At 69.9% G+C, this 20,531-nt stretch carries 17 protein-coding genes; 1 reads left to right on the forward strand and 16 read right to left on the reverse strand.

Features of this window, described 5'->3' with window-relative positions; translation table 11 throughout:
• Positions 1 to 108: 108 nt before the first annotated feature.
• The 7 genes from obgE to P2L57_RS21100 all read right to left on the reverse strand — a co-directional run bounded on the left by obgE (position 109) and on the right by P2L57_RS21100 (position 7,967).
• Positions 109 to 1,542 carry a GTPase ObgE gene (obgE, locus tag P2L57_RS21070; RefSeq protein WP_275816798.1) on the reverse strand — a complete coding sequence of 478 codons (1,434 nt, stop codon included), beginning with the start codon at positions 1,540 to 1,542 and terminating at the stop codon, positions 109 to 111.
• Between the two features lie 169 nt (positions 1,543 to 1,711).
• Positions 1,712 to 1,969 carry a 50S ribosomal protein L27 gene (rpmA, locus tag P2L57_RS21075; protein ID WP_275816801.1) on the reverse strand — a complete coding sequence of 86 codons (258 nt, stop codon included), beginning with the start codon at positions 1,967 to 1,969 and terminating at the stop codon, positions 1,712 to 1,714.
• Between the two features lie 14 nt (positions 1,970 to 1,983).
• Entirely contained in the window at positions 1,984 to 2,304 is a 321-nt protein-coding gene (gene rplU / locus P2L57_RS21080; RefSeq protein WP_275816883.1) for a 50S ribosomal protein L21, read from the reverse strand.
• Positions 2,305 to 2,689: 385 nt separating this feature from the next.
• The gene (locus tag P2L57_RS21085; RefSeq protein ID WP_275816803.1) at positions 2,690 to 6,184 is read right to left on the reverse strand and encodes an Rne/Rng family ribonuclease; all 3,495 of its coding nucleotides are present in this window, start codon (positions 6,182 to 6,184) and stop codon (positions 2,690 to 2,692) included.
• Positions 6,185 to 6,434: 250 nt separating this feature from the next.
• Positions 6,435 to 7,259, reverse strand: a complete 825-nt coding sequence (locus tag P2L57_RS21090) for a TIGR03936 family radical SAM-associated protein (protein ID WP_275816885.1) — start codon at positions 7,257 to 7,259, stop codon at positions 6,435 to 6,437.
• Positions 7,260 to 7,373: 114 nt separating this feature from the next.
• Positions 7,374 to 7,589: a PIN domain-containing protein gene (locus P2L57_RS21095; RefSeq protein WP_275816805.1), complete on the reverse strand. Its 216-nt coding sequence runs from the start codon at positions 7,587 to 7,589 to the stop codon at positions 7,374 to 7,376.
• Positions 7,590 to 7,742: 153 nt separating this feature from the next.
• Positions 7,743 to 7,967 (reverse strand): tautomerase family protein, encoded by a 225-nt coding sequence (locus P2L57_RS21100; protein ID WP_275816807.1) that lies wholly within the window; start codon positions 7,965 to 7,967, stop codon positions 7,743 to 7,745.
• A 448-nt stretch (positions 7,968 to 8,415) separates the two neighbouring features.
• Between P2L57_RS21100 and P2L57_RS21105 the strand changes: the two genes are divergently transcribed.
• The gene (locus P2L57_RS21105) at positions 8,416 to 9,129 is read left to right on the forward strand and encodes a hypothetical protein (RefSeq protein ID WP_275816809.1); all 714 of its coding nucleotides are present in this window, start codon (positions 8,416 to 8,418) and stop codon (positions 9,127 to 9,129) included.
• Between the two features lie 277 nt (positions 9,130 to 9,406).
• Here P2L57_RS21105 and P2L57_RS21110 read toward each other — a convergent pair whose 3' ends face one another.
• The 9 genes from P2L57_RS21110 to P2L57_RS21150 form a co-directional block, all read right to left on the reverse strand.
• Positions 9,407 to 11,359 carry a TIGR03960 family B12-binding radical SAM protein gene (locus P2L57_RS21110; protein WP_275816811.1) on the reverse strand — a complete coding sequence of 651 codons (1,953 nt, stop codon included), beginning with the start codon at positions 11,357 to 11,359 and terminating at the stop codon, positions 9,407 to 9,409.
• Positions 11,360 to 11,432: 73 nt separating this feature from the next.
• Positions 11,433 to 12,941, reverse strand: a complete 1,509-nt coding sequence (locus P2L57_RS21115; RefSeq protein WP_275816813.1) for a CYTH and CHAD domain-containing protein — start codon at positions 12,939 to 12,941, stop codon at positions 11,433 to 11,435.
• A 78-nt stretch (positions 12,942 to 13,019) separates the two neighbouring features.
• Positions 13,020 to 14,168, reverse strand: coding sequence for a rod shape-determining protein RodA (gene rodA / locus P2L57_RS21120; RefSeq protein ID WP_372515825.1), 1,149 nt, complete (start codon positions 14,166 to 14,168; stop codon positions 13,020 to 13,022).
• A gap of 50 nt (positions 14,169 to 14,218) precedes the next feature.
• Positions 14,219 to 16,444 carry a penicillin-binding protein 2 gene (gene mrdA / locus P2L57_RS21125; RefSeq protein WP_275816817.1) on the reverse strand — a complete coding sequence of 742 codons (2,226 nt, stop codon included), beginning with the start codon at positions 16,442 to 16,444 and terminating at the stop codon, positions 14,219 to 14,221.
• A 142-nt stretch (positions 16,445 to 16,586) separates the two neighbouring features.
• Positions 16,587 to 17,252 carry a rod shape-determining protein MreD gene (gene mreD / locus P2L57_RS21130; RefSeq protein ID WP_275816819.1) on the reverse strand — a complete coding sequence of 222 codons (666 nt, stop codon included), beginning with the start codon at positions 17,250 to 17,252 and terminating at the stop codon, positions 16,587 to 16,589.
• A gap of 3 nt (positions 17,253 to 17,255) precedes the next feature.
• A complete protein-coding gene (gene mreC, locus P2L57_RS21135) occupies positions 17,256 to 18,242 on the reverse strand; it encodes a rod shape-determining protein MreC (RefSeq protein WP_275816821.1) in 987 nt (328 codons plus the stop codon).
• A gap of 156 nt (positions 18,243 to 18,398) precedes the next feature.
• Positions 18,399 to 19,418 carry a rod shape-determining protein gene (locus P2L57_RS21140; protein ID WP_275816887.1) on the reverse strand — a complete coding sequence of 340 codons (1,020 nt, stop codon included), beginning with the start codon at positions 19,416 to 19,418 and terminating at the stop codon, positions 18,399 to 18,401.
• Between the two features lie 281 nt (positions 19,419 to 19,699).
• Positions 19,700 to 20,113 (reverse strand): nucleoside-diphosphate kinase, encoded by a 414-nt coding sequence (ndk, locus tag P2L57_RS21145; RefSeq protein ID WP_275816823.1) that lies wholly within the window; start codon positions 20,111 to 20,113, stop codon positions 19,700 to 19,702.
• A 77-nt stretch (positions 20,114 to 20,190) separates the two neighbouring features.
• Positions 20,191 to 20,526, reverse strand: coding sequence for a DUF4233 domain-containing protein (locus P2L57_RS21150; protein ID WP_275816825.1), 336 nt, complete (start codon positions 20,524 to 20,526; stop codon positions 20,191 to 20,193).
• Between the last annotated feature and the right edge of the window lie 5 nt (positions 20,527 to 20,531).

Here is a 20,531-nt window from a genome sequence, read left to right on the forward strand (position 1 = left end):
TGCACCCCACAACCTTCTGCTGGTCTCGGTCCGCCGTGCGCAATGTACGGGAAACAGCGGACCGTTCGCCTCCGAGTATCGAGGTGCGGAACACCTCGTGGCGCCGCCTCAGAACGGGTTGAACTCGTCGTACTCGCGCTGTGCGTCGTCGCGCTCGGCCTCGCGCTCCCTGCGGCGCTGGGCGGCGGGCCGCGGGGCCTCGAAGCGGTGGTCCTCACCACGGCGGCCGAGCATCTCGGCACCGGCGGCCAGCGAGGGCTCCCAGTCGAAGACGACCGCGTTGTCCTCCGGACCGATCACCACCTCGTCGCCCGCGCGGGCTCCGGCCTTCACCAACTCCTCTTCCACGCCAAGGCGGTTGAGCCGGTCGGCGAGGTAGCCGACGGCCTCGTCGTTGTTGAAGTCGGTCTGCCGGACCCAGCGTTCCGGCTTCTCACCGCGTACCCGGTAGAAGCCGTCCTCGGCGGTGACCGTGAAGCCCGCGTCGTCCACGGCCTGCGGGCGGATGACGATCCGGGTCGCCTCCTGGACCGGCTTGGCGGCCCGTGCCTCGGCGACGATGTTCGCCAGCGCGTAGGACAGTTCCTTCAGCCCCTGCCGGGAGACCGCCGACACCTCGAAGACCTGGTAGCCGCGGGCCTGCAGGTCGGGACGGATCAGATCGGCGAGGTCCTGGCCGTCGGGAATGTCGACCTTGTTGAGCACGACGATCCGCGGCCGGTCCTCAAGACCGCCGTACTCGGCCAGTTCGGCCTCGATGACATCGAGGTCGGTGACCGGGTCGCGGTGCGACTCCAGCGTCGCGGTGTCCAGTACGTGCACCAGCACCGAGCAGCGCTCGACGTGCCGCAGGAACTCCAGGCCGAGGCCCTTGCCCTGGCTGGCGCCCGGGATCAGCCCGGGGACGTCGGCGATGGTGTAGACGGTCGCACCGGCCGTCACCACACCGAGGTTGGGCACCAGCGTGGTGAACGGGTAGTCGGCGATCTTCGGCTTGGCCGCGGAGAGCACCGAGATCAGCGACGACTTACCGGCGCTCGGGTAACCGACCAGCGCCACGTCGGCGACGGTCTTCAGCTCCAGGACGATGTCCTGCGACTGGCCGGGCTCGCCGAGCAGCGCGAAGCCAGGGGCCTTGCGGCGTGCCGAGGCCAGCGCGGCGTTGCCCAGACCGCCGCGACCGCCCTGGGCCGCGATGAACGAGGTGCCGTGGCCGACCAGGTCGGCCAGCACGTTGCCCTGCGGGTCGAGGACGACGGTGCCGTCCGGGACCGGCAGGACGAGGTCCTTGCCGTCGGCGCCGGAACGGTTGCCGCCCTCGCCGGGCTTGCCGTTGGTGGCCTTGCGGTGCGGGGAGTGGTGGTAGTCGATCAGGGTGGTGATGCCGGTGTCGACCACGAGGGTCACATCACCGCCACGGCCGCCGTTGCCGCCGTCCGGGCCGCCGAGCGGCTTGAACTTCTCCCGGTGCACGGAGGCACAGCCGTGGCCTCCGCTACCCGCGGCGACATGCAGCTCGACGCGGTCCACGAAGGTGGTCATGGTCTGCTCCTCCTAGGGATGTCTACGGTTCGCAACGCATCGAGGGCGGACCCGCTTCCCGGTACGGGAAACGGCGGTCCGCCCTCGATGTGTCGCTAGGTGTCGCTCTACAGCGGCTGATCGTCCGGGTTGCCATCCCTCGCAGGGCGATGGACGGTAACGCGGCTACTTACTCAGCGACCGGAACGATGTTCACGACCTTGCGGCCACGGCTGGTGCCGAACTCGACCGCACCGGCGGCGAGGGCGAACAGCGTGTCGTCGCCACCACGGCCCACGTTCAGGCCCGGGTGGAAGTGGGTGCCGCGCTGGCGGACCAGGATCTCACCGGCGTTGACGGCCTGGCCGCCGAAGCGCTTGACGCCGAGCCGCTGAGCGTTGGAGTCGCGACCGTTCCGGGTGGACGATGCGCCCTTCTTGTGTGCCATCTCTCCTCAGTCCCTTACTTCGCAGCCGTGGGGATGCCGGTGATCTTCAGCGCCGTGTACTGCTGGCGGTGACCCTGGCGCCGGCGGTAGCCGGTCTTGTTCTTGTACCGAAGGATGTCGATCTTGGCACCCTTGTGGTGGTCCACGACCTCGGCCTGGACCTTCACGCCCGCCAGGACCCACGGGTCGCTGGTGACGGCGTCGCCGTCGACAACGAGCAGGGTCGAGAGCTCGACCGTGTCGCCAACCTTGTGGGTGGGAAGCTTGTCAACCTCAACGATGTCGCCCACAGCAACCTTGTGCTGGCGACCACCGCTACGCACGATTGCGTACAACGCGGATCTCACTCTCTCGCTCGAAATGACACTCCTGATGCCAGCTCGCACGTCTCGTAACATCGCACGAGACGTGATGTGTGAGCCTCTCCCGACGACGCGGGAGGGATTTGCTCCGGAGTGGGCGCAGAAACGCCGAAGGTCAAGGTTACGGGGCGCCCTCCCGGCGGGTCAAACCGGGGTTGCCCAGCCGGCCGCGCCTGGCCGTAGCCACCACGTCCGGCGGGGCGCGGCACCGCCGTGCACCGGCCGGGTCTCGCGCTCGCGGCCCGGTGCGGCAACGAAGCCGCCCCCGCCCGGGGACGAACCCTGGACGGGGGCGGTGCGCACGTAGAGGCAGGTGGGCGGGAAGAGTCCCGCCGCACCCACGTACCCCGCCGCAGCCTTACGACTCGTCGCCGCCCGAAGCCGCCGCGGCCTTCTTGGCAGCGGACTTCTTCGCCGTGGTCGCCTTCTTGGCGGTGGTCGTCTTCTTGGCCGCGGTCTTCTTCGCCGTGGTCGTCTTCTTGACCGCGGTCTTCTTCGCCGCCACCTTCTTGGTCGCGGTCTTCCGCGCCGCCCGCTTCTTGGGCGCCGCCTCCTCCGCGGTCTCCTCCTCGGCCGCCGGCGCGGCCGGGACGACCACCACGGCCGCGTCACCCGAGGCGGGCGGCGGGCCCGCGGGAGCCGACGCCTTACGGGCGCGCCGACGCGGACGTACCGGCTCCGGCTCGACCGCCTCAGCGGCCGGTGCGGCCTCAGCCGATGCCGCCTCGGCCTCCGGCGCCTCCGCGGCGGGTGCCGACGGGACCACGATGACCTCCGCCGCCGCCGCTTCCTCCGCGGCCTTGGGCGAGCCCGCGGGCGCCGTCGCCTTACGGGCGCGGCGACGCGGACGTACCGGCTCGGGCGCGGCCTCGGGCTCAGGCACCACCGGCGCGGGGGCCGAAGCCGGGATGACGACCTCCGCCTCCGCCGGTTCCTCCACCGGTTTCGGCGAACCCGCCGGAGCGCTCGCGGCACGCGTCGCCCGCCGACGGCCGCGCGGAGCAGCGGCGGCGGCCTCCGCCTCGGCCGGGCTGCCGAACCACTCCTCGTCACCACCGATCGCGGGCACCAGCTCGTGCTCGGTGACCTCGACCGGCTCGACCACCTCGGCCGCCTCCACGACCTCGGCCTCAGGCAGCGCGGCGGCCGCACGGCCCTTCTTCTTGCGCTTGCCGCCGCCACCGGTGGTCGTGGCCTGGTCCATGTGGACGATGACGCCGCGCCCGTTGCAGTGCACGCAGGTCTCGGAGAACGACTCCAGCAGGCCCTGGCCGACCCGCTTGCGGGTCATCTGGATCAGCCCCAGCGAGGTGACCTCGGCCACCTGGTGCTTGGTGCGGTCCCGGCCCAGGCACTCCAGCAGCCGTCGCATGACCAGGTCCCGGTTGGACTCCAGCACCATGTCGATGAAGTCGATCACGATGATGCCGCCGAGGTCGCGCAGCCGCAGCTGGCGCACGATCTCCTCGGCCGCCTCCAGGTTGTTCCTGGTGACCGTCTCCTCCAGGTTGCCGCCCTGGCCGGTGAACTTGCCGGTGTTGACGTCGATGACGACCATCGCCTCGGTCCGGTCGATCACCAGCGAACCGCCGGACGGCAGCCAGACCTTGCGGTCCAGCGCCTTCAGCAGCTGCTCGTCGATCCGGTACGTGGCGAAGACGTCGACGTCCGACGTCCACTTCTGCAGCCGGTCCACCAGGTCGGGCGCGACGTTGGAGACGTAACCGTGGATCGTCTCCCACGCGTTGTCGCCACTGATGATGACCTTGGAGAAGTCCTCGTTGAAGATGTCGCGGACGACCCGGACGGTCATGTCCGGCTCGCCGTACAGCAGCGTCGGAGCGTTGCCGTTCTTCGCCTTCTTCTGGATCTCTTCCCACTGCGCCTGCAGCCGCTCCACGTCGCGCCGCAGCTCGTCCTCGCTCGCGCCCTCGGCGGCGGTGCGCACGATGACGCCCGCGTCCTCGGGGACGATCTTCTTGAGGATCTGCTTCAGCCGCGCCCGCTCGGTGTCCGGGAGCTTGCGGCTGATGCCGGTCATCGAGCCCTCGGGCACATAGACCAGGTAGCGGCCGGGCAGCGAGACCTGGCTGGTCAGCCGGGCGCCCTTGTGGCCGATCGGGTCCTTGGTGACCTGGACCAGCACCGACTGGCCGGACTTCAGCGCGGACTCGATACGGCGCGGACCGCCCGCGAGGCCCAGCGCCTCGAAGTTGACCTCGCCCGCGTAGAGCACGGCGTTACGGCCCTTGCCGATGTCGACGAAGGCTGCCTCCATCGACGGCAGCACGTTCTGGACCTTGCCCAGGTAGACGTTGCCGACGTAGGAGGTGGCCTGCTCCTTGTTGACGAAGTGCTCGACCAGCACATCGTCCTCAAGGACACCGATCTGGGTGCGCTCGCCACTCTCGCGGACCACCATCACCCGCTCGACGGCCTCACGGCGGGCCAGGAACTCGGCCTCCGTGATGATCGGCACCCGGCGACGGCCCTGTTCACGGCCCTCGCGACGACGCTGCTTCTTCGCTTCGAGACGGGTCGAGCCCTTGATGGACTGCACCTCGTCGGACGGCTCTTCCTTCTTCTTGCGCGGCTCGCGGATCTTGACGACGGTGCGCACCCCGTCCTCGTCGCCCGCGGGCTCCGGCTCGCCGGCCGCGTCTCCGCTGCGGCGACGACGGCGCCGGCGACGACGGCTGGTGCTGGTGCCGTACTCGGTCTCCTCGTCCTCGGCCTCGGGCTCCTCCTCGCCCTCAGCGGCCTCGGTCTCGGACTCCTCCTCGCCCTCGGCCTCGGCCGCCTCGCCACGACGGCGGCGACGGCCACCACGGCGGCGGCGACGGGACGGGCGCTCGCCGGTCTCGTCCTCGTGCTCGGCCTCCGGTTCCGCCTCCTCTTCGGCGGTCTCCTCGGCGGTCTCCTCAGCGGCCTTCGGCTCCTCGGCGGGGGCCGTCTCCTCAGCGGTGGCCCGACGGCGGCGACGGCGGCGCGGAGCGGTCTCCAGCTCCTCTTCCTCGTCGTGGGCAGCGGCGGCCGGGGCGGCCTCGGGAGCGGTGAAGACCGGGGGCTGGAAGACGGCCGTGGGCGGCCGGACGGCGCGGCGACGGCCGCGTACCGGCTCCTCCGAGACGTCCTCCTCGGCCGCCATGGACGCCAGCGGCTCCTTCACCTCGTCGTCCGTGTCGGCGAACGAGGGCGCACCGGCCGGCGCGGTGGCCTTACGGGTCGCACGGCGGCGGGTGGGCTGCGGGGCCTCCTCGGCCTCGGTGGCAGCCTCGGCGGGCGCGGGCTCCGGCTCGGACTCCTTGGGGGCGAGAGCACCGGGCTTCAGGCGCCGCGAGTCGTCGGACACCTCGGCGGCGACGCGCTTGCGGGTGCGGCGAGTGCGCTGCGGGGCCTCCACGGCCTCCGCGGCCGTCTCAGCGGGCGCCGCCTCCGCTGGAGCGGCGGCCTTACGGGTGGCGCGGCGGCGCGGCGTACGCGCGGGCGCGGCCTCAGCCTCGGGCTGCGGCTCCGGCCCGGCAGCCTCCGCGGCCTCGGCGGACTTCGGCGGGCCCGCGGGCGCGGTGGCCTTGCGGGTCGCACGGCGGCGGGTGGTGGCACGCGCGGGCGCGGCCTCGCCCGGCTCCGCGGCGGCGGGCGGCTCGTCGGCGGGCCTTTCCGGGGTGCTCTTGGCGCTCTCGGTGCTCTGGGTGTCCTCGGCGGACGCGGCCACCGGTGGGCCGGCCGGACGCGACGCGGCCCTGCGCCGACGGCGGGGAGCCGCCGGGGTCTGGGATTCGGCGCTCACGCCCGAATCGTTGCTGTTCGACGCCTCGGGCGTCGTGTTGCCGGGCTCGGGGGTATCGAGCATGCGGGCATATCTCCCGTCGCGCTCCCGGGCGCCGCGCTCTGATCCGGCTGCGGGCCGCTGCTTCACGGCTCCGCTGCCCGGGGCGCGGGCGCCACACGGGAGCTGTTGTCTCGCTCGCCGGGTCCGTCCTTTTGGCCGGGACCGGCGAAAGTCTCCTGGTCAGCGCGTCTCCGGACGCTGGGCCCCTGACTGCCCGGGGTGGGCAGAGAGGGCGGCTCCCTGGCGCATCGGCGACACGTCGACGACGGTCCTACGCGGAACCACCCGGCACCGTCGCAACGGACAGCCCGTCGGCCGTGGGTAGGACGGCCGTGGCGGCGTCGCGGTCTGGCGCGAACGGATCGGTCACCGTGCCGGTCTCCTCGTCAAGCGGCCCCTGCGCCAGCCTGGTCACCGCTGCGGGGACCGGCGGCGCGAGGTCGGCCGTCGAACGGAGGCCGGACAGGACGTCGTCGGGTCGTACGGCAGGTGTCAGATGCCGAACAACCAGCCGCAGTATCGCACAGCTACCGCGCCCCGGCCTATCGGCACTCTGTTCTACGGATGCCATCACGTCGTCGACCGCCTGCTGCGACGGTTCCTGCGGCACCACCGCAAGCTCCGTCACGGCGCCGCGCGCGTCGAAGGTCCGTACACCGTTTTTCGTAGTACGCCGGACCTCAACGCTCTCGGCGGCGAGGAACGTGTCCACCGCCCGCTGCGCCTCGGAGGGCTCAACGCCATCCAGCCGCAGCTGCCACACCGAAGCCTCCAACCGGTCGGCGAGGCCGGAGGTGTGCGCCTCCACCGCGTCGATCACGTCAAGGCCGGGCGGCAGCGACTCATCGAGCAGCACCCGTAGCTTCTCAGGGTCACGCGGTGCGCTGAGGGCGATCTCCAGGTACTCGGCCTCGCTGGCGACGCCGGTTGGCGCCGCGTTCGCGTAGCTGACCTTGGGGTGCGGGGTGAAACCCGCCGAGTACGCCATGGGCACCTCGGCGCGGCGCAACGCCCGCTCGAACGCGCGCTGGAAATCGCGGTGGCTGGTGAACCGGAGGCGTCCGCGCTTGGTGTAGCGCAGTCGAATGCGCTGCACCACGGGTGCGGGCGGTGGGCCTTCGGGCTGTCGCTTGCCCAGTGTCGTTCAGTCCTTCATGAGAGCCGTCGTACGTCTTTCAAGGGTACGCGGCCGGGGCGCCCCACATGGACTTCAGTCCAGCGATCCGGGTTCGGCCGGCCAGCGGGTCCTGAGCTCGGTGTGCTGGGCGATGGTCTCGAAGTCGCGGTCGTAGTGGAGGAGGGTGAGGCCGTGGTCGAGCGCGGTGACCGCGACCAGCAGGTTGACCGGCGGCACGGATCGGTGGCAGCCCGACTCGGTCTGCTTCCGCTGTACGGCCTTGGCCCGCGACCACGGCACCTCGCTCATGACGCGGACAACACAGCTTGAGCCGTGCCCCGCTTTCACGAACGTGACGTCGAAAGCCCGCGTGGAGCGGCGCATGAGGCCGAGACGGCCAACTGCGCTGCGGGCCGCTGGCAGATCACGCGGGCGACAGACCCGTCTGCATTGGCGCCACTGTCACAGGGCACCGCCGGCCCGCTTCACCCGGACGTCTTCGGCTGTCAGCGCCTTACCGCCGATGGCCCACGCGCCGCTGGGCGTCTCGGTGATCAAGACATGGGTCGACGGCCGCAGTGCTTCGCCCTCGATGGCGATCACCGCTTCGGAGACCTTTTCGACCAACTGTCGCTTCTCTTCGGGCGTGAACGCTCCTGCGATCACCCTGATGTCGACGAACGGCATCGGATGGCCCCTCTGTGATGGTGAGATCTCGCGGTCATGCCGCGTGGGTGCCGGGGCCGAATGCGCGGTGCAGACCTCGATGCTTCGCACAGGATGCCGAGGTACACGCAGGCGCACTCGGCCGATCTGCTCGCTCGTTGCACAGCCTACGACTGCGACGTAGACCCGCAAGGATGGAGCGCGGGCACCCCAATCGACCCCAGTAGCCACGCCCCAGCCGCCGGCTCAGAGGTCAGCCAACCCGCGGACCACTCGGCCTCACTACGGATGCCGCCACTGGGCGCGCTGCCGGTCGACGGTGTCGTGGAAGGTGTCGACGACATGGACGGGGCACCGCCACTAGGCCGACCCCACCGGTGACGGCGGAGGAATCCTCGTCGAGAGCGGCGGCACACTCGAAGCCTGCGCCGTCACCATCAGCAACAACAGTGCCAATCGTGGCGGAGGAGTGGAGATCAACGCCGGAGGCACCGCCACCATCCGGACCACCACCATCACCGGCAACACCGCCGGACTCGCCGGTGGGGGCATCGACAATCCCGGCGGAAGCCTCAACCTGGCCGCATCCCGCCTCACCGACAACACCGCGGGTACGCCCCTGGTCGGCGGCGGAGGCGGCGGCTACGACCAGGACGACGGCACCGGCGTCATCACGGCCACCGTCATCAGCGGAAACACATCCGCTTTCGCCGGCGGAGGGATCGACCACGATGGCGGGCCAATGACCATCAATGCCAGCACCATCACGAACAACCGCGCGCTCGGCGTGCCCACGGGATCGAACCACCCCGGCGGTGGCGGAATCTGGACCGGCCCCTTCAACACCGCCGAGACGATGACCATCAACGCCACCACCATTTCCGGCAACTCGGCCACCAGCGGCGACGGAGGAGGCATCCGGAACGAGTTCGCCGGGGTTCTGAATCTGAACGCCAGCACCATCAGCGGCAACACGGCCGGAGACCGAGCCGGTGGCCTCTATAACGGCATCGGCGCCACTGCCCACCTCAACTTCAGCAGCATCCGCCGAAACAACTCCGCCACCGCACCGGGCGGGGTGTACAACGCGGGCACCGTCACGAACACCTTCTCCATGATCGTCGCCAACGCTCCGACCAACTGCACCCCGAGCCCCAACCCGGTCCCCGGCTGCTTCAACTAAGCCCAGAGCGGACATGGCGCCCACTACGACTGATCGACTTCCAGCCGCACCGGGCGCCATGGGGCGGTTCACACCTGCCGCGTGGCCCTCACAGAGCCACTCGACCTCACTACGAATGCCGGAGCACTCCCGAGGGGCCGGGAGAGGCGTCCTGGGGGTCACCACGCGCTTCGACTCCCGCGCGTGCCGTACCCCCAGGTTCGCCAAGATCGCGGTCAGGACCGCCTCGTCCTGCGATAGTCCGCGAGCACTTCTGTGACGCGCTTCACAGCGTCGTTCACAAAGCGGCGCTTCCGATGGTCGCGGCGTTCTTCACGGTCAGCGGCAGCAGCTTCTTGCCCGTGGGACCGATCTGGATATGAGTGTCCATCTGAGGACACACCCCACAATCGAAACAAGGCGTCCAGCGGCAGTCCTCGACCTCGGACTCGTCGAGGGCGTCCTGCCAGTCCTCCCAGAGCCAGTCCTTGTCCAGGCCGGAGTCGAGGTGGTCCCAGGGCAGGACCTCCTCGTAGCTGCGCTCCCGCGTGGTGTACCAGTCGACGTCCACGCCGTACTCCGGCAGCGTCTTCTGGGCGCACTCCATCCAGCGGTCGTAACTGAAGTACTCCCGCCAGCCGTCGAACCGGCCGCCGTCCTCGTACACCGCGCGGATGACCGCGCCGATGCGGCGGTCGCCGCGGGACAGCAGGCCCTCGACGATGCCCGGCTTGCCGTCGTGGTAGCGGAAACCGATGGAGCGGCCGTACTTCTTGTCGCCGCGGATCTTGTCGCGCAGCTTCTCCAGCCGGGCGTCGGTCTCCTCGGCGGACAGCTGCGGCGCCCACTGGAACGGGGTGTGCGGCTTGGGGACGAAGCCGCCGATGGAGACCGTGCAGCGGATGTCGTTGGACTTGGACACCTCGCGGCCCTTGGCGATCACCTTCGTCGCCATGTCCGCGATCTGCAGCACGTCCTCGTCGGTCTCGGTCGGCAGACCGCACATGAAGTACAGCTTCACCTGCCGCCAGCCGTTGCCGTACGAGGTGGCGACGGTGCGGATCAGGTCCTCCTCCGAGACCATCTTGTTGATGACCTTGCGGATGCGCTCGGAGCCGCCCTCGGGGGCGAAGGTCAGACCGGACCGGCGACCGTTCCTGGTCAGCTCGTTGGCCAGGTCGATGTTGAAGGCGTCAACCCGGGTGGACGGCAGCGACAGGCCGATCTTGTCTTCCTCGTACCGGTCGGCCAGCCCCTTGGCCACGTCCGCGATCTCGCTGTGGTCGGCGGAGGACAGCGACAGCAGGCCGACCTCCTCGAAGCCGGTGGCCTTCAGCCCCTTGTCGACCATCTCGCCGATGCCGGTGATGCTTCGCTCCCGTACCGGGCGCGTGATCATGCCGGCCTGGCAGAAACGGCAACCGCGGGTGCAGCCGCGGAAGATCTCCACCGACATCCGCTCGTGCACCGTCTCGGCGAGCGGGACCAGCGGCTGCTTGGGGTACGGCCACTCGTCAAGGTCCATGACGGTGTGCTTGGAGACCCGCCACGGCACCCCGGAGGCGTTCGGTACGACCCGGGCGATCCGGCCGTCCGGCAGGTACTCCACGTCGTAGAACTTCGGTACGTAGACCCCGCCGGTCTTGGCCAGCCGCAGCAGCAGTTCCTCCCGGCCGCCCGGACGGTCCTCGGCCTTCCAGGCACGGATGACGTCCGTGATCTCCAGGACGGCCTGCTCGCCGTCGCCGATCACGGCGGCGTCGATGAAGTCGGCGATCGGCTCGGGGTTGAAGGCGGCATGGCCGCCCGCGAGCACGATCGGGTCGTCCAGGGTGCGGTCCTTGGCCTCCAGCGGAATGCCGGCCAGGTCGAGCGCGGTGAGCAGGTTGGTGTAGCCCAGCTCGGTGGAGAAGGACACACCGAGCACGTCGAAGGCCTTGACCGGGCGGTGGGCGTCCACGGTGAACTGCGGGATGCCGTGCTCGCGCATCAGGGCCTCAAGGTCCGGCCAGACGCTGTAGGTGCGCTCGGCGAGCACGCCCTCGCGCTCGTTGAGGACCTCGTAGAGGATCATGACGCCCTGGTTGGGCAGTCCGACCTCGTACGCGTCGGGGTACATCAGTGACCAGCGCACATCGCAGGCGTCCCAGTCCTTGACGGTGGAGTTGAGTTCTCCGCCGACGTACTGGATCGGCTTCTGGACATGCGGGAGAAGCGCTTCCAGGCGCGGGAAGACCGACTCGACAGGCATCACAGGGGTCTCTCGACTGTCTCTCGTGAGCTGGCAGGGGTGACCATCCAGAGTAACCGAGGACCGCACTTCCTCAGCCCGCGAGCGGCCCGCGGTCGGTCTTGCGCCAGGCCTTCGGCAGGGCGGCTTCCACGGCTCCGGCCAGGCCCCGCTCCATCTGGTGCAGGGCGCCGTACGGGAAGGTGTCCTCTTCGGCGCGCCGGGCTTCGTCGGCGAGACGGAGGATCGCCTCCCGGCACATCACGCTGTCCTGGTGCTCCCCGAGCAGCTTCTGCAGCGCGGCAAGGCGGGCGCGATGCCGCTCGGCCGGCGTGCCGAGCACCGGGCGGGCGGACTCGACGGCGTAGCGGGCCCGCTTGGCCGCCTTGCGGGCGTCGTGCAGGGCGAGGTCGCGGCCGGTGCCCGGGGGCAGCGACAACGACTCCGTCACCCGTCGGGCAAGGCGGCGGTGGTCGCGGCGTACCGCCCGCCGGGCCGCCTCGTCGGCCGGGCGCTTGGCCGCGTCGCGCAGCGGCGGGGCGGCCAGCAGGGCATCGAGGCGGTCCAGCAGTGCGAAGTACCGCTCGCCGCGCAGTTGCCGCAGCAGCTGGCGGCGGGCCGTGCGGTGTCCGGCAGTGTGCACCGCGCCGAGCCGGTCGCACAGCGGCTCGGTACGGAAGGCGGATCCCAGTTCCGCGGACCGTTCGGCCAGCCGCTCGGCCAGCACCTCTCGGTCCCGTTCCAGGCCGAGGACTTCGGCCAGCCATTTGAGCTCGTCGCCGATGGGATCGGTGACGGCGCGGTCGAGCTCCCGGTCGTAGGTCTTGAACGCGCTGCGCAGGCGCCGGGTGGCGACCCGCATCTGGTGTACGGCGTCGGGCTCGTCGCGGCGCACCGCGGGGTCGTACACCGCGATGGCCCGTACCTGCTCGTGGACGTAGGCCAGGACGACGTCGCCCGCGGTGGCGATGGTGTCGGGCGGGCCGGGTGGGGCGGACGGAACGCGGTCGCCGAGGGCGCGCAGCAGCTTGGACGGCCAGGCGGAGCGGCGGTAGCCCGCGGCGAGCAGCCGGTCCTGTACCGCGTCGAGCAACTTCGGCTTGCCGTCGAGGAGTTCGACCTCGGTCTCCGTCCAGGACAGCGGGTCCCGCTCGTCGGGGTACTCGGCGGTGACGTGGTCCTGGGCGATCTCGGCGAGCGCGGTGCCGTCGGCGTCGAGCAACTGGCAGCGCTCCCGGTGGTTCTTCAGCCGTACGGCGGGGACGAGCGGACGTCCTCGGGTGTGCACGAGGACTTCGGCGGTCAGGTCCGCGGGTACGGTGCGGGCGGCCCGGCCGAGCGGGGCGTGCACCTCGGTGCGGGTGTCGGCCTGCCCGGTGGGGAGTTTGAGATGCCATCCGGCGTCCTCGCCGCCGGTTCTGCGCCGCAGCATCATCCGGCGGGCGGCGAGCCTGAGGTCAGGGGTGTCGAAGTAGACGGCGTCGAGTTCGACCGGGTTCAGCAGGCATACCGACGCGACGCCGGGCAACCCTGACAGGTCGGGTTCGGCGACCCGTTCCCCGGCCTCGTATTTGCGCTCGGTCTCCCGCAGACGCTTCCCCATGACTGGACGGTAGTAGCGCCGCCCGGCCATCGCAATGGCGCCGGGCGGCATCGCCCCCGATGGAGGCGCTTCGCGCCGCTAGGCCGATACCGGCCGCTGTATCCGTACCGACTGGAGCAGGCCGACGCCGATCCAGACGGCGAACATCGATGATCCGCCGTAGGAGACGAACGGCAGCGGAATGCCGGCGACGGGCATGATCCCCAAGGTCATCCCGATGTTCTCGAACGACTGGAAGGCGAACCAGGCGACTATTCCAGCCGTGATGATCGTCCCGTACAGGTCCGTGGCCTGCCGGGAGATCCTGCAGGCGCGCCACAGGATGATGCCGACCAGCACAATGATCAGCCCGGCGCCGACGAAGCCGAGTTCCTCCCCCGCCACGGTGAAGACGAAGTCGGTCTGCTGTTCGGGGACGAACTGCCCGGTGGTTTGGCCGCCGTGGAAGAGCCCCTTGCCCAGCAGCCCGCCGGAGCCGATCGCGATCCGCGCCTGTGCGGTGTTGTAGCCGACGCCCGAGGGGTCGAGGGCCGGATTGGCGAAGGCCGCGAAGCGGTCGATCTGGTACTTGCTGAGCAGGTGCAGCTGCCAGACCGCCACCGCCCCCGCCGCGCCGACCGTCAGCAGCCCGAACACCCAGCGGTTGGACGCACCGGAGGAGAGCAGCACCCCCAGCAGCGTCACCACGATGACCATGGTCGAGCCGAGGTCCGGCATCAGCAGGATGACGCCCATCGGCACGATGGCCAGGCCGAGGGACTGCAGCACGGTGCGGTTGTCGGGATGCATCTGGTCGCCCGCGTCAACGCGGCCGGACAGGATCATCGCCATGCCCAGCACGATGGTGATCTTGGCGAACTCGGACGGCTGCAGTGAGAAGCCGCCGCCGATCACGATCCAGGAGTGCGCGCCGTTGACCGTGGAGCCGAGCGGCGAGAGCACCGCGAGCAGCAGCAGGATCGACACCCCGTACAGGATCGGGATGACCCCGCGCACCCTGCGGTGGCCGACCGCGATGGTGCCCACGGCGAGCCCGATCCCGATCGCCAGGTTCATCAGATGCCGGATCAGGAAGTACTGCGGGTCGCCGTGGTTGATCGAGGTGCGGCCACGCGTCGCCGACCAGACGAGCAGCGAGCCGACGGCGGACAGCGCTATGGCGGCGGCCGTCAGTATCCAGTCCATCCGGCGCACCACCGAGTCCCGGGCCAGCAACTTGCCCACCATGGAGCGTTCCGGGGTGAACCGGCGGATGGAGTAGCCGCCGAGGCTGCTGGTCATGCGTGGTACCTCCGCCCGAGCAGCAGCTTCTCATTGCGCTCCGGGGCCAGCGCGACGACCGGTGTCGCGTCGGTGGGACCACCGGAGGCGTTGCCCGGGTAGGCGAACGCTTTCGGGTCGGGCGTGGTGAGGTCGGCCTGCTGGACCAGCCCGTCGGGGCCGAACTTCGGCAGGCGCTGCTGCGGTGCCGGCAGCAGTGCCTTCTTCTGGTCGATCGAGCCGTTCGACTGCACGCCGTACAGCGCGGAGTAGATGTTGCGCACCGCCTGGCCGGAACCACCGGAACCGGTACCACCCTGGGAGATGGTCATGACGATCGCGTAGTCCTTGCTGTACGTATCGAACCATGAGGTGGTCTGCTTGCCGTAGACCTCCGCGGTACCGGTCTTGGCGTGCAGGGTGATCTTGTCCTGCGGCCAGCCGCCGAACTTCCAGGCGGCGGTACCGCTGGTGACCACTCCGGCCAGCGCGTCGTCGATGTAGTGGATGGTCTGCGGTGAGTCCGGCAGCTTGCCGACCGGCTTCGGCGGGATCTGCTCGACGTGCTTGCCGTCCGGGCTGACGATGGCCTTGCCGATGGCCGGCTGGTAGAGGGTGCCGCCGTTGGAGATGGCGGAGTAGATCCTGGCCATCTGGATCGGGGTGACGAGCGTGTCGCCCTGGCCGATGGCGTAGTTGACGGAGTCACCGGCGCGCATCCGGTTGCCGTCGGTGCAGTCCTCGCGGGCGATGTCGGTGGCGTAGTCGTGCTTGCCGCTCGCGGCCTGGGCGCACCAGGACTTCTTCATCGCGTCGTACTCCGCCTGCTTCCACTGCCGGTCCGGGACGCGGCCGGAGAGTTCGGACGGCAGGTCGATACCGGTCTTGGCGCCGAGGCCGAACTGGTGGGCCGTCTTGTAGAACCAGTCGGCGGGGTTCTTCGGGTTGTTTCCGCCGTCCTTGAGCCACTGGTCGTAGGAGAGACCGTAGAAGACGGTGTCGCAGGAGATCTCCAGGGCGTGCGCCAGGCTGATGTCACCGGCCTGCTCGCCCTCGAAGTTCTTGAAGACCTGACCGCCGATGCTCATGCTCGCCGGGCAGGAGTAGTGGCCGTTGATGTCGTACCCGGCGTTGACCGCCGCCGAGGTGGAGATGACCTTGAAGGTCGAGCCGGGCGCGGACTGTCCCTGGATGGCCCGGTTGAGCAGCGGGTAGTCGGAGTCCTTGCCGGTGAGCGCGGCGTAGTCCTTGGCGGAGATGCCGCCCACCCATTCGTTGGGGTCGTAGGTGGGCGCGCTGGCCATCGCGATGACCCGGCCGGTGTGGACGTCCATCACCACGGCCGCGCCGGAGTCGGCCTTGTAGTTCTCGTGGGTGACGTTGTCGTAGGTGTTGCGGGCGTCCTTCATCGCGGCGGCGAGCTGCTGCTCGGTTATGGCCTGCACTCGGGAGTCGATGCTGGTCACTATCGAGTCGCCGGGCACCGCCGGGGTGTCGCCCGCGTCGCCGATCACCCGGCCGCGGTTGTCGACCTCGTAGCGGATGATCCCGGCCTTGCCGCGCAGTTGGCTGTCGTAGGTGTGCTCAAGGCCGGAACGGCCCACCTGGTCGGAGCGTTGGAGGGTGGGCTGGCCGTTCTTCATCGAGGCCTGGATCTCGTCGTCGGTGACCGGCGAGAGATAGCCGAGGGCCTGGGCGGTGTTGGAGCCGTCCGGACCCGCGTAGCGGCGTACCGCGGTGGGCTGCGCGGCGATGCCGGGGAAGTCCTCGCGGCGCTCCATGATCTGCAGGGCCTGCTGGGTGGTGGCCGTGTCCGTGATCGGGATCGGCTGGTACGGGGAGCCGTTCCAGCAGGGGCGGGGGGTCTTGGCGTCGCACAGCCGGACCTTGTCGGCGACGTCCTGGTACTTCATGCCGAGCACGCCGCCGAGCCGCCGCAGCACGGCCTTGCCGCCGTCCTTCATCTTCATGATGTCGGTACGGTTGACGGTGACGACCAGTCGGGTCTGGTTGTCGGCCAGCGGGACGCCCCGGGCGTCGAGGATCTGGCCGCGGGTCGCCGGGTCCACGACTTCCTGGATGTGGTTGTTGGCGGCTTGCTGGGTGTACTGCTGGCCGTTGCGGATCTGCAGGTACCACAGGCGGCCGCCCAGGGTGAGCAGCAGTGAGACGACCAGGATCTGCAGGATGATCAGCCGGATGGTGACGCGCTGGGTGCGGCCGGTCTCAGGGATGTTGCTCATGGCGCGCCAGCGCCTCCGTTGAGGGTCGTGGTGGGCGACTTGGGGACGTCGGGGCGGCCCGTAGGGCCTCCGATGAGGGTGGTGGTGGGCGACGGGCGGGAGCGGCGGCCCGTGGGGCCTGAGGTGGGCGCGGTGGTGGGCGTCACAGCTTCCGGCCGCCCTTCAGCAGGCTTCCGCGTTGGCTGCCGATGCCGCCGCGGGTGAGTCTTCCGCCCCGGCCGGGGCGGGAGGTACGCAGCGTGCCGGGTGTCAGCCAGCGGTACGGGCCGGCTCCGGCGCCGCCCGAAGTGTCGCCGGCGATGGGGTCGTTCTCCACCCGCCGGGCCAGCGCCATGATCCACGGCACGGTGAACGGCGCCAGCAGCAGGTCGTACACGGTGGCGGTGAACAGCAGCTTCACCATGCCGACATGGCGGGCGGCGGTGTCGCCGACCAGCGCCCCCACGCCCGCGTACAGCAGAGTGGAGCCGATCGCGGCGGCGCCCACCACCACCATCGGCATGACGGCGGAGCGCAGTTGGCCGCTCTCCGGCTTGGCGAGGCCGGCCAGGTAGCCGATGACGCACAGCACCAGGGCGTAGCGCCCGGCGGCATGGTCGGCGGGCGGGGCCAGGTCGGACAGCAGTCCCGCGCCGAAGCCGACCAGAGCGCCGCCGACATGGCCGTAGGTGATGGCCAGGCCGAGGACGACGAGCAGCATCAGGTCGGGGACGGCGCCCGGCAGATGGAGCCGGGCGAGGACGCTGACCTGCAGGACGAGGGCGACGACCACCAGAACGGTGGTGAGCAGGATCCGGTTGAGGCGCATCGGTCAGCTCGCAGACGGAGACGGGGACGGGGACCCGGAGGGGGACGGCGAGTCGGACGAGGACGGCGACGCGGACCCCGAGGCGCTCGGGGACACCGTGACGGTGACCGTCGGTGTGGGCGTCGCCTTGGGAGCGGGCGGCAGCACCGAGTCGCGCGGATCCTGACGCGGCGCCACCACAACGACGCCGACGATGTCCAGTCGGCTGAAGGCGACGAACGGCTGGACCTCGACGGTCCTGGTCAGCCCGCCAGCGCCCGGGTCGAGCCCGACGACCTGGCCGAGCGGCACCCCGGGGACGAACGGCTTGTCGCCCTGCGAGCCAAAGGTGACCATGCGGTCGCCGGGCTTCACATTGGCCTTGCCGTTGAGCAGTTGGACGCGCATCGGGCGGTCGCCCTGACCGGTGCTGAAGCCGAGCTCCATCGACTTCTCCATCCGGGCGCCGACGGTGAAGTCCGGGTCGACGGCGAGCAGCACCGTGGACGTCGACGGTCCGACCGTGGTCACCCGGCCGACCAGGCCATCGCCGTTGATGACCGTCTGGTCGCGCTGGATGCCGTCATTGCTTCCGGCGTCGATGGTGATCGTCCAGGAGAAGCCCTGGGTGGCTCCTATGGCGATGACCTGGGCAGCCTTGATGCCGTACTGGCCCGCTCCGGCGGTCTTCAGCAGCTTGTCCAGCTCGGTCGCACGGTTGCGGGTGACATCGCTGCTGCCGAGCTTCTGCTTCAGCTCCTCGTTCTGCTGCTGGAGTTCGGCGATCTTGTCGTGTCGGGCGCCGGAGTCCCGTACCGCCTCGATGGCGTTGCCGACCGGGTTGACGGCGGACGCGACCCCGTTCTCCACGGGCCCGAAGACGGACGCGGCGGCGGACCGCACGCCGTCCAGCGGGGACTGGTCGCCGCCGCGGATGTCCACGGTGATCAGCGCGAACGCGACGGCGACCAGTAGAACCAAGAGCAACCGGCTCTCTCGTGTGTCCCTCACGTGCGGCGGCCGTGCCTTCCTCGTCGGACCGGTCGGCTGCGGGCCTCGGCCGGTCAGCGATGTCGTACCTGGGCGAACCTGGGATGTGTCGTTGTCGGTTGGGAAACGATCCGCCGCCGGGCCGGGCGGTCACCCGTACGGCGGATCGCCTGGGCTCTACCGCCGGGGCTGGGCGTCCAGCACCTGCTGCAGGGCCTCGAACTCCTCGACGCACTTGCCGGAGCCGAGGGCGACCGAGTCCAGCGGATCCTCGGCGATGTGGATGGGCATACCGGTCTCGCGGCGCAGCCGCTCGTCCAGGCCGCGCAGCATGGCGCCGCCGCCGGTGAGGACGATGCCGCGGTCCATGATGTCGCCGGACAGCTCCGGCGGGCACTTGTCGAGGGTGGTCTTGACCGCGTCGACGATCGCGTTGACCGGCTCCTCGATCGCCTTGCGGACCTCGCCCGCCGAGATCACAACGGTCTTGGGCAGACCGCTGACCAGGTCGCGGCCGCGGATCTCGGTGTGATCGTCCTTGTCGAAGTCATGGGCCGAGCCGATGGTGATCTTGATTTGCTCGGCGGTGCGCTCGCCGAGGAGGAGGCTGTACTCCTTCTTGATGTGCTGGATGATCGCGTTGTCCAGCTCGTCGCCCGCCACCCGGATCGACTGCGCGGTCACGATGCCGCCGAGCGAGATGACGGCAACCTCGGTGGTGCCGCCGCCGATGTCGACGACCATGTTGCCGGTGGCCTCGTGCACCGGCAGCCCGGCGCCGATCGCGGCCGCCATCGGCTCCTCGATGATGTGCACCTGGCGGGCACCGGCCTGGCTGGACGCCTCGATCACGGCGCGGCGCTCAACTCCGGTGATACCGGAGGGAACACAGACCACAACGCGCGGGCGGGCGAGATAACGCCGCTTATGGATCTTGAGGATGAAATAGCGGAGCATCCGCTCCGTGATCTCGAAGTCCGCGATCACGCCGTCCTTGAGCGGGCGGACCGCAACGATGTTGCCAGGGGTGCGGCCGATCATCTTCTTGGCTTCGGCGCCGACCGCCAGGATGCCGCCGGTATTGGTGTTGATGGCGACGACAGACGGTTCATTGAGGACGATCCCGCGACCCCTGACGTACACCAGCGTGTTGGCGGTGCCGAGGTCGACAGCCATGTCACGGCCGATGAACGACATGTTGTTCGCCATGAGGATACGTCTGGCCTTCCCGAGCTGGAGCGATGGGGACTTGAGGGCGCGGAGGTGCGATGTGCTGCGGGGTCCGTAGCGGCGGGTCCATCTTAAGTGTGCCCGCGGGACGGGGCGCGAGGACGCCTCGGCCATTGTCAGCAGAACACGCGGTCGTCCCCTGTAATGGTGACGACGTGTCGGGGCTATTGGTTCCCGAAACAGCTCGACGTATGCCCTACGGCGACCGGAAATCCGCCGGTCGCCGTATGACGGATTGTCAACCGGGCTCAGCCGAGCTCGGGGAAGAAAATCTTGATCTCCCGCTCCGCGGACTCCGCGGAATCCGAGGCGTGGATGAGGTTCTCGCGCACGATGGTGCCGAAATCACCACGAATGCTCCCGGGCGCGGCGGCGATCGGGTCGGTCGGGCCCGCCATCGCCCGCAGCCCCTCGATCACCCGCTCGCCCTCGACGACCAGGGCGACGGACGGCCCCGAGGACATGAACTCCACCAGCGGCTCGTAGAACGGCTTGCCGACATGCTCGGCGTAGTGCTGCTCCAGCGTGGCGCGCTGCAGGGTGCGCATTTCCAACGCGCCGACGGTCCAACCGGCCTTGCGCTCGATACGGCCGATGATCTCGCCGACCAGGCCGCGCCGTACGGCGTCCGGCTTGAGGAGGACGAGGGTGCGCTGGCTCATGCTGCGGCTCCTTGCATTACACGGTGCTTCCGAAGTGCACTGACCCTATCGGGCGAAGCAGCACCTTTGACCAGCGGCTACGCGGCCGACGCGGCGTGCTTCGCCTTGAATTCATCGATCTTTCGGCCGTAGTGCACCGCGGCCCACCACAGACCGGCGAACGCCGCACCCAGGAAGAACATCATCGACACCACGAACCCCGACGCCACCAGGCCGACCTGGAGCAGCCAGCCCACCGCGACCCCGCCCGGCCGAGTGATCATCGCGCACAGCAGCACGCACACCGCCATCGCGACGCCGCATACCGTCCACACGGTGGCCGTCGAATAGCCGGAGAGGTTCATCGCGACCAGACCCGCCAGGCCGATGACGAAGGCCTCACCAATCAGGGTGCTCGCACACAGCGTTCGCATCGGCC

This window comes from Streptantibioticus ferralitis (assembly GCF_029223525.1).
Lineage (GTDB): Bacteria > Actinomycetota > Actinomycetes > Streptomycetales > Streptomycetaceae > Streptantibioticus_A > Streptantibioticus_A ferralitis.